At 72.1% G+C, this 8,013-nt stretch carries 10 protein-coding genes and 1 pseudogene; 5 read left to right on the forward strand and 6 right to left on the reverse strand.

The annotated features are described in order from the left end of the window. Positions 1-49 precede the first annotated feature (49 nt). Positions 50-811, forward strand: coding sequence for a sterol desaturase family protein (locus Q0599_RS05525; protein ID WP_298826800.1), 762 nt, complete (start codon positions 50-52; stop codon positions 809-811). A 1-nt stretch (position 812) separates the two neighbouring features. Continuing rightward, positions 813-1,778, forward strand: a complete 966-nt coding sequence (locus Q0599_RS05530; protein WP_298826802.1) for a homocysteine S-methyltransferase family protein — start codon at positions 813-815, stop codon at positions 1,776-1,778. Positions 1,779-1,861: 83 nt separating this feature from the next. Here the strand turns inward: Q0599_RS05530 and Q0599_RS26110 are convergent. From Q0599_RS26110 to Q0599_RS05550, 4 genes and pseudogenes are all read right to left on the reverse strand, one after another. Continuing rightward, positions 1,862-2,710 (reverse strand): annotated as a pseudogene (locus Q0599_RS26110) (GGDEF domain-containing protein); the annotation flags it as partial. Positions 2,711-2,755: 45 nt separating this feature from the next. Next, the gene (locus tag Q0599_RS05540) at positions 2,756-3,526 is read right to left on the reverse strand and encodes a fumarylacetoacetate hydrolase family protein (protein ID WP_298826804.1); all 771 of its coding nucleotides are present in this window, start codon (positions 3,524-3,526) and stop codon (positions 2,756-2,758) included. Next, on the reverse strand, positions 3,523-4,002 hold the full coding sequence (locus Q0599_RS05545; RefSeq protein ID WP_298826807.1) for a MaoC family dehydratase: 480 nt from the start codon (positions 4,000-4,002) through the stop codon (positions 3,523-3,525). The genes Q0599_RS05540 and Q0599_RS05545 overlap by 4 nt, the downstream gene beginning before the upstream one ends. After that, the gene (locus tag Q0599_RS05550; protein ID WP_298826809.1) at positions 3,999-4,940 is read right to left on the reverse strand and encodes an ornithine cyclodeaminase family protein; all 942 of its coding nucleotides are present in this window, start codon (positions 4,938-4,940) and stop codon (positions 3,999-4,001) included. The genes Q0599_RS05545 and Q0599_RS05550 overlap by 4 nt, the downstream gene beginning before the upstream one ends. 157 nt (positions 4,941-5,097) lie before the next feature. Between Q0599_RS05550 and Q0599_RS05555 the strand changes: the two genes are divergently transcribed. Beyond that, positions 5,098-5,574: an SET domain-containing protein-lysine N-methyltransferase gene (locus Q0599_RS05555; protein WP_298826811.1), complete on the forward strand. Its 477-nt coding sequence runs from the start codon at positions 5,098-5,100 to the stop codon at positions 5,572-5,574. 8 nt (positions 5,575-5,582) lie between these two features. Then, positions 5,583-6,224: a PolC-type DNA polymerase III gene (locus Q0599_RS05560; RefSeq protein WP_298826813.1), complete on the forward strand. Its 642-nt coding sequence runs from the start codon at positions 5,583-5,585 to the stop codon at positions 6,222-6,224. Here Q0599_RS05560 and Q0599_RS05565 read toward each other — a convergent pair. Continuing rightward, entirely contained in the window at positions 6,213-6,695 is a 483-nt protein-coding gene (locus Q0599_RS05565; RefSeq protein WP_298826816.1) for an LEA type 2 family protein, read from the reverse strand. The genes Q0599_RS05560 and Q0599_RS05565 overlap by 12 nt on opposite strands. Positions 6,696-6,829: 134 nt before the next feature. Between Q0599_RS05565 and Q0599_RS05570 the strand changes: the two genes are divergently transcribed. Continuing rightward, positions 6,830-7,156: a hypothetical protein gene (locus Q0599_RS05570; protein ID WP_298826818.1), complete on the forward strand. Its 327-nt coding sequence runs from the start codon at positions 6,830-6,832 to the stop codon at positions 7,154-7,156. Between the two features lie 17 nt (positions 7,157-7,173). Here the strand turns inward: Q0599_RS05570 and amrS are convergent. Next, positions 7,174-8,013 (reverse strand): AmmeMemoRadiSam system radical SAM enzyme (gene amrS, locus Q0599_RS05575; protein WP_298826821.1); only part of this gene is annotated, 840 nt, incomplete at its 5' end.

An 8,013-nucleotide genomic window follows, 5' to 3' on the forward strand; every position in this document is an offset into this window, starting at 1 on the left:
CGGACGGGCAACCCATCCACAGTGGTGGCACGTTCAACGGAGGCCCCTCATGCCCACACCCCTCGACCTGATCCTCGATCCACTGAGCTGGATCGTCTTCGCCATGTTCGGCGGACTCGCGCTCTGGGAGGCGCTGGCCCCCGGCCGCACGCTTCCGAAGGTGCGCCATTGGACGGCACGTGCGTTCGGCGCGTTCGTCGTCTACTTCCTGCTCTCGTCCTACCTGCCGCTGCTGTGGGGCGAGCCGCTCGCTGCGCTGCAGCTGTTCGACCTCTCCGGGTGGCCGACCTGGGCCGCGGCGGCCGCGGGCCTGGCGGTCTACGAGCTCGGTGCCTACACCTGGCACCGCGCCATGCACCGCTTCACGCCGCTGTGGCGCGGCATCCACCAGATGCACCACAGTGCGGAGCGCCTCGACGTGCTGGGCGCGTTCTGGTTCAGCCCGATGGACATGGTGACCTGGACGCTGCTGCCCAGCCTGGCGCTCACCCTGCTCGGCGTGCCCGCGCAGGCGGCGACGATCGTGCTGCTGACCATCACCTTCCTGGCCATCTTCCAGCATGCCAACGTGCGCACGCCGCGCTGGCTGGGCTGGTTCGTGCAGCGCCCGGAAATGCACACCGTGCACCACGCGCGCGGCATCCACCACTACAACTACGCCGACCTGCCGGTGTTCGACATGCTGTTCGGCACCTACCGCAACCCGGCCGGCTACGAGCACGACACCGGGTTCTGGCACGGCGCCTCGTCGCGCGTGCTGGACATGCTGCGCCTGCGCGACGTGTCGCGGCCGGCCGTGAAGGAGATCTGACATGAAGACGAACGCACCCACCCTGCCGCAGACCGAAGGCGGCTGGTTCCTCACCGACGGCGGCATCGAGACCACGCTGATCTACCACGAGGGCATCGAACTGCCCGAATTCGCCGCCTTCGTGCTGCTGGACAGCCCCGCGGGCCGCGAGACGCTGGCGCGCTACTACCGCCGCTACCTCGACATCGCCGCCGCCTCGCCGGGTGCCGGCTTCATTCTCGAGAGCCCGACCTGGCGCGCCGGCTTCGACTGGGGGCGCAAGCTCGGACGGGACGATGCCGCGATGCGCCGGCTGAACGCCGAGGGCGTGGCGCTGATGCATTCGCTGCGCGACGCCTACGCCGGGGCGATCGGCGGGCCCATCGTGGTCAGCGGCTGCATCGGACCGCGCGGCGACGGCTACCTGCCGGGCCAGCCGATGAGCGGCGACGATGCGATGCGCGCCCACCTGCCTCAGGCGCGGGCGCTGGCCGAGGCCGGCGTGGACATGATCGGCGCGATCACCATGACCACAAGCGGCGAGGCGATCGGCGTGGCGCGCGCCGCCGCAGCGCTCGGCAAGCCCTGCGCGATCTCCTTCACCGTCGAGACCGACGGTCGGTTGCCCAGCGGCGAGTCGCTCGCCGAGGCGATCGACGCGACCGATCGCGACGGCGTGGCGCCGCCGGCCTACTACATGGTCAACTGCGCGCACCCGACGCACTTCGACCCCGTGCTCGCCCAGGGGGGCGCATGGCGGCAGCGCATCCGCGGCCTGCGTGCCAACGCTTCCCGGTGCAGCCATGCCGAACTGGATGCGATGACCACGCTGGACGACGGCGACCCCGAGGACCTGGCCGGCCACTACCGGCGCCTGCGCGAGCCGCTGCCGGCACTGAACGTGCTGGGCGGCTGCTGCGGCACCGACCACCGCCACGTCGCCGCGATCAGCGCCACCTGGCAATCCGCCACTACTCGCCCGCAGTGACGCGGTTGCGGCCCTCGCGCTTGGAGCGGTAGAGGGCCTGGTCGGCGCGCTCGATCAAGGCTTCCATCGTCTCGCCGGATGCGCGCGGCGGCGATGGTGGTGCGGATCTGCTCGGCGAGCGCCCGCGCGCCGGGCAGCGCGGTGGCGGGCAGCAGCACGACGAACTCCTCGCCGCCGTAGCGCGCCACCAGGTCACGCCCCTTCACGCAGGAGCGGATCGCCAGCGCGACGCTCTTCAGCACGGTGTCGCCGAACACATGGCCGAACTGGTCGTTGATCCGCTTGAAGTGGTCGAGGTCGATCAGCAGCACGCTCGGCCCGGGATCCTCCGCGGCGTGGTCGAGCAGCATCGCCGCCAGCGATTCGTCGAAGCCACGCCGGTTGGTGACGCCGGTGAGCGAGTCCATCGTCGCCTGTTGCTTGGCGAGGTCGAGTTCGGCGCGCAACTGCTCCAGTTCGGCGGTCGCCGACTGCAGCCGCTTCGACAGCGCGGCCAGGCTCGCGCCGGTGTCGCGCGTGCCGCTGAGCAAGGTGTCGATCTCCGGCCCCAGGCTGTCGGGCATGCCCAGGCTGGCGATGCGGCCGCCGGTCTCTTGCAGCGACGCGCTGAACTCGCTGACGCGGTCGCCGGTCTGCGCAGCGCTGTGGCCGACCTCGTCCATCACCGCGCGCAGGCCGTCGGAGACCCGGTATGTGGCATCGGCTGCGGCCTCCAGCATGTGGCGCCGGTACAGCGCGCGCACCATGTCGTCGCCGAGCGGCACCTGCCGCAGCCTTGCGGCATCGATTTCAGCGCGCAGGTCCGGGTTGCGGCCCGCCAGGTAGTCGTACCAGACGGCGTAGGTGATCGGGTGCAGCGGCGCCGGCTGTTCCTTCGAATCCGGGTAAAGCATGTCGAGGCCGAGGCGCCAGGGGACGGGCGGAGCCGCCATTTTCGGCCATTTGCGATCGGCTATCTCATCAGTGCGCCACTTGCGTCAGAAGTGAGCTTCTGCCTCACCGATATCGTCGAAGGAAAGCAACACGCGGTCGCCGACGGCCGCCGCCGGTGCGCCGGCCCAGGTGCCGGTGGTCACTACCGTGCCGGCCGGCAGCGTGCCGTGGCGCGCGGTGGCATGGCGCAACCAGTCGGCCAGCACCCAGGCCGGGTCGCCGCAGGAGTGCGTGCCGCGACGCTGGACCGGCTCCTGCGCGCCGATGACGAGGCGGCAGCGCTGTTCCGACCAGTCCCGCGGCGCATAGGGAACCCAGTGGCCGAGCACCAGCGCGGCATGCGAAGCGAGGTCGGCCAGGCGCAGCAAGGCCGGCGCGGCCAGCCCCTGCTGCCAGCGCGAGTCGACGATCTCGATGGCCACCGCCATCGCGTCGACCAGCGCCGAGGCGCTGGCCAGGTCGAGCCTGGCGGCGAGGGCCGCGTCCACCTCGCGGCCCAGGCGCAGCGCGACCTCCGACTCCACCAGCCGCGTGTGCATCGGCCAGCGCGACGCGTCGGCCGGGTGGCGCCACACGCCCGCCGGCGGCAACGGCGCATGGGTCAGCGGTTGCGTGCGGCCCGGCCCGCCGGACTTCCAGTGGCGCGGCGCGCCGGCGGCGAACCAGCCCAGTGTCTCGGCGACCCGTTGCTGCGCGGCGTAGGCTTCGTCGGCGTCGGCCAGCGCATCGGCCAGCGGCGTCGCATCGGCGGGCATGCCGCTGCGGCGGGCCGCGAGCAGGGCCTCGGCGACGGCCTCGACGCCGGCCCGGCTCATGCGTGTGCTCCGGACGGGCGCCGGCGGAACATGCCCCAGCCCTCCATGCGCAGCACCACCTCGCGGTCCTGGTTCAGCACCTCCCGGCACGAGCGCACCAGGCCCACGTCGGGCCGGCTGCCCAAGGGCCGCGACTCCAGCACCTCCAGACGCACGCTCAGCGTGTCGCCGGGGTGGACCGGCTTGAGCCAGCGCAGGCTGTCGATGCCCGGCGAGCCGAGGCTGGCCGCCTCGAGCAGGTGGCCGTCGCAGATCATGCGCATGGTCATCGCGCCGGTGTGCCACCCGCTGGCTGACAGGCGGCCGAACAGCGAGGCCTCGGCGGCCGCGTCGTCGATGTGGACGGGCTGCGCGTCGAACTCCTGTGCGAAGGCGGGCACGGCTTCGCGCGAGACGGTCTTGCCCCCGGACTCGCGCACCGAGCCGGGCGTGAAGTCTTCGAAGTGGTGCCGGAAGGTGCGGTCGGTGGCGTTCACGCGGCGAGCATAGCGTCGGCCACCAGCTCGGCCGCGGCGAGGTCTTCGAGCGCGTTGCCCACCGCCTTGAAGAGCGTGATCTCGCGCGCGCCGGCGCGGCCGCCGCGCTCGCCGCGGCACAGCTGCGCGAGCGTGCCCTGCAGCCGCGCGGCATCGAAGCTGCCCTCGGCCACCGCACCGAGCAGGTCGCCCGACTTGGCCAGCGCTTCCTCGGTGTCCACGAACACGCGGCTGCGTGCGAAGCACTCGGCGTCGCTCTCGCGCATCTGCGGCGTGAAGCTGCCGATCAGGTCGAGGTGCACCCCTTCGCGCAGCCAGGGACCGCGCACCAGGGGCGCCGCGGCCAGGGTGGCGCAGCTGACGATGTCGGCCCAGGCCACGGCGGCGGGCAGGTCGGCGGTGGCCTGCGCATCGAAACCCTCTGCGCGCCACTGCGTGGCCAGCGACTCGGCGCCTTCGGTGCGGTGGTTCCACACCCGCACCTGCGTGATCGGCCGCACGCTGCGCAACGCTGGCGCGAGCAGGCGTGCCACGCGGCCGCTGCCGAGCACGAGCAGCCGCGAGGCGTCTTCCCGCGCCAGAAGGCTGGCCGCCAGCGCCGACGCCGCGGCGGTGCGTCGTGATGTGACGACGTCGCCGTCGAGCTGCGCGAGCGGCACGCCGGTCGTCGCGTCGAACAGCGTGTACAGCGAATGCAGGCCGGGCAGGCCGCGTGCGCTGTTGCCGGGGAAGATGGTCACCGTCTTCAGGCCGAGGTAGTGGCCGGCCCGCCAGGCCGGCATGAGCAGCACCGTGCCGCCGGGTCCGTTCGGGTCGTCGATGCGGTGGGTGTGGCGCAGCGGCACCTCGCGGCCTTCGGCGAAGGCGCGCCTCAGCGCGGCGATCAAGGCAGGCCAGCCCAGCGGGGCGGCGGTGGCGTTGGCGTCGAGGTGGATCACGGTGCGGGGCGCGAGAGGCGCCCCGGGAGTATCGGACGACTCGGTTGCGGCCGCGCTCGGGCGAAACCGTGGTGGAGCATGTCCGGCTGCGCCGCTCGCGTATCACCAGGCCACGCGGCGGCTTCCGTCCACCGGTCTTGACGCGACAATGCGGGCCATGCCAAGCCTCGAACCGCTGTCCTCGCCGCCCCCGGCCGCGGCCGCGCCGCGCCGCAAGGGCGTGCCGAGCGACCCGCAGAAGTTCGCCGTCGAGGTGCGCCCGAGCCGCATCGACGGGCAAGGCGCCTTCGCCGGCGAGAAGGTGCCGGCGCGGCGCAAGATCGGCGAGATCCGCGGCGAGGCGATCAGCGTGCGCGAGGCGCGGCGGCGCGCCAAGGGCGCGCAGCGCATCATGATCGTCGAGGTGAGCGAGACGCGCGCGATCGACGCCTCGCGCTCGAGCGACCCGCTGCGCTTCACCAACCATTCCTGCCAGCCCAACGCCGTGCTGCGCATCCGCCAGGGCCGTGTCGAGTTCTATGCGATGCGCGCGCTCGTGCCGGGCGAGGAGATCACGGTGAATTACGGCGAGACGCACCACGAGGGCAAGCTGCGCTGCCGCTGCGGCGCGCCCGGCTGCGTGGGAGCGATCTGAACGTGGCCGTGAACGACGAGACCATCGCCGTCGTCGACTTCGAGACCACCGGCATGTCGCCCGCGCAGGGCGCGCGCGCCACCGAGGTGGCGGCAGTGCTGGTGGCGGGCGGTCGCATCGTCGGTCGCTTCCAGAGCCTGATGAACAGTGGCGCCAGGGTTCCGCCGTTCATCGAACAGCTCACCGGCATCAGCAACGCGATGCTGGCCGACGCGCCCCCGGCATGCGCGGTGATGCACGAGCTGATGCGTTTCACCCAAGGCTGCCCGCTGGTGGCGCACAACGCCGCCTTCGACCGGGGCTTCTGGGAAGCGGAAGCCGCGCGCGCCGACTGCGTGCCCGACGATGCGCATCGTTTCGCCTGCACGCTGCTGCTGGCGCGGCGGCTCTATCCGCAGGCGCCCAACCACCGCCTCGGTACGCTGGCCGCGTGGCATGGCCTGCACAGTGCCGGGCGCGCGCACCGCGCGCTGGCCGATGCCGAGGTCACCGCGCAGCTGCTGCTGCGCATGCAGCACGACCTGTGCGAGCGCCACGCCGCGCTGGTGGCGCAGTCTCCGGGCGGCGCGGACCACGCGCTGCTGTGCGCGCTGCAGCGCCTGCCGCGGCGTCAGATCGAGCGTCTCGGCGCCTGCGCGTCAGCGCCGTGAGCCGGTCAGTGCCGTGATGGCGATCGAGCCTTCCTTGGTGAAGCGCACGGCACCGAAGGCGCCGCCGGCGAGCTTGCCGCGCAGCACGTAAGGCACGGCCTCGCGCGTCGTGCCGTCGGCGAACACCAGCGCCTGGCGCACCGCGTTCATCGCCGAGATGCTCACAGGCACGACGAGGATGGTCTCGCCGTAGCGCGGCACGCTGCCGCGCTGGTCGCTCACGCCGGTGGCCAGCGTCTGGCCGTTGACCTCCAGCTCGAGCGCGGTGCCGTCGTATTCGACCGCAGCCTCGTTGGGGTTCTGGATGCGCAGCCTGATGGCCAGGCGCAGCTCCAGGCCCTGCCCTGGGGCGGGCTCGATGCCGACCACCTCCACGCGCAGCGGGTCGCGTGGCTGCAGCGCGGCGCAGCCGGCGAGGGCGAGGGCCGCGAGCAGGATCAGCAGGCGTGCGAACAGCGGACGCAGGCTCATGGGTGGGGCTCCGTGCAATTCGGTGACGCCGCAGTATGCCGGCGTGCCGGCAGGGGGGGTGACAGCTTGATTCAGGCCAACACAGACGGGCGTGTCGGGACTAGGATGGGCCTGTCCGCAGCAGAGGGATCGCCATGAAGTCGCTCAAAGCCACGCTGAACACGCCGCCGGAGCCCGGCTTCGACGAGGCGTCGCTGGCCGATCTGTCGTTGCCCGACGACGGCAGCGTGGTGCGCCACCCGGATGGCTACTACTGGCTCGCGCCCGACGGTCACCAGCAGTTCGGCCCCTTCGCCACGGTGCAGGAGGCGCTGGACGACATGAATGCCGCCGGCGACGAGAGCATCGAGCCCGGCGAGACGCTGCAGGAGGCCGAGCAGGAGCTGGGCCTGGCGGACTGGGTCGATGCCGAGACCGGCGAGCTCGCCGAGGAGAACGGCACCCGCATCGAGGACCACTGACGGTCCCCGTCCGGGTCTCAGCGCATCGCCACGCGCAGCGGAATGCGCCGCCGGCCGAAGCCGCCGGCCGCGCTGCCGAAGCGTCCGGCCAGGGGCGTGTCGCAGTGCGGGCAGGCACCGCCCGCATTCAGTGCGTAACGGCCCACGGCGTGCCAGTCGCGCTCGATCAGCGCCTCGCCGCAGCCGCTGCAGAAGGTCGTGCCGCCTTCGCGGTCGTGCACGTTGCCGGTGTAGACGTGGCGCAGGCCGTTGGCGAGCGCGATGCCGCGCGCGCGCTGCAGCGTGGCCAGTGGCGTGGCCGGCACGTCGGTCATCTTGTAGTCGGGGTGGAAGGCGGTGAAGTGCAGCGGCACTTGCGGTCCGAGGTGATCGGCCACCCAGCGCGTCATCGCCTCGAGTTCGGCCGTGCTGTCGTTCCGGCCGGGGATCACCAGGGTGGTGATCTCCAGCCAGCAGCCGGTCTCGTGCACGATGTATTGCAGCGTGTCGAGCACCGGCGCGAGGTGGGCGCCGGTCTGCTGGAAGTAGAAGGCCTCGGTGAAGCCCTTCAGGTCGACGTTGGCGGCGTCCATCTTGGCGTAGAAGGCGCGCCGCGGCTCGGCGTGCATGTAGCCGGCCGTCACCGCCACGGTCTGCACGCCGAGGGCGTGGCAGGCGTCGGCGGCGTCCATCGCGTACTCGGCGAAGATCACCGGGTCGTTGTAGGTGAAGGCGACGCTCTTGCAGCCGCTGTCGTGCGCCGCGTGCGCGATGCGCTCGGGCGAGGCAGCGTCCATCAGGCGGTCCATCTCACGGCTCTTCGAGATGTCCCAGTTCTGGCAGAACTTGCAGGCGAGGTTGCAGCCGGCGGTGCCGAA

The sequence above is a fragment of the uncultured Piscinibacter sp. genome, from assembly GCF_937952055.1.
In the GTDB taxonomy this organism is placed as follows: domain Bacteria; phylum Pseudomonadota; class Gammaproteobacteria; order Burkholderiales; family Burkholderiaceae_C; genus Piscinibacter.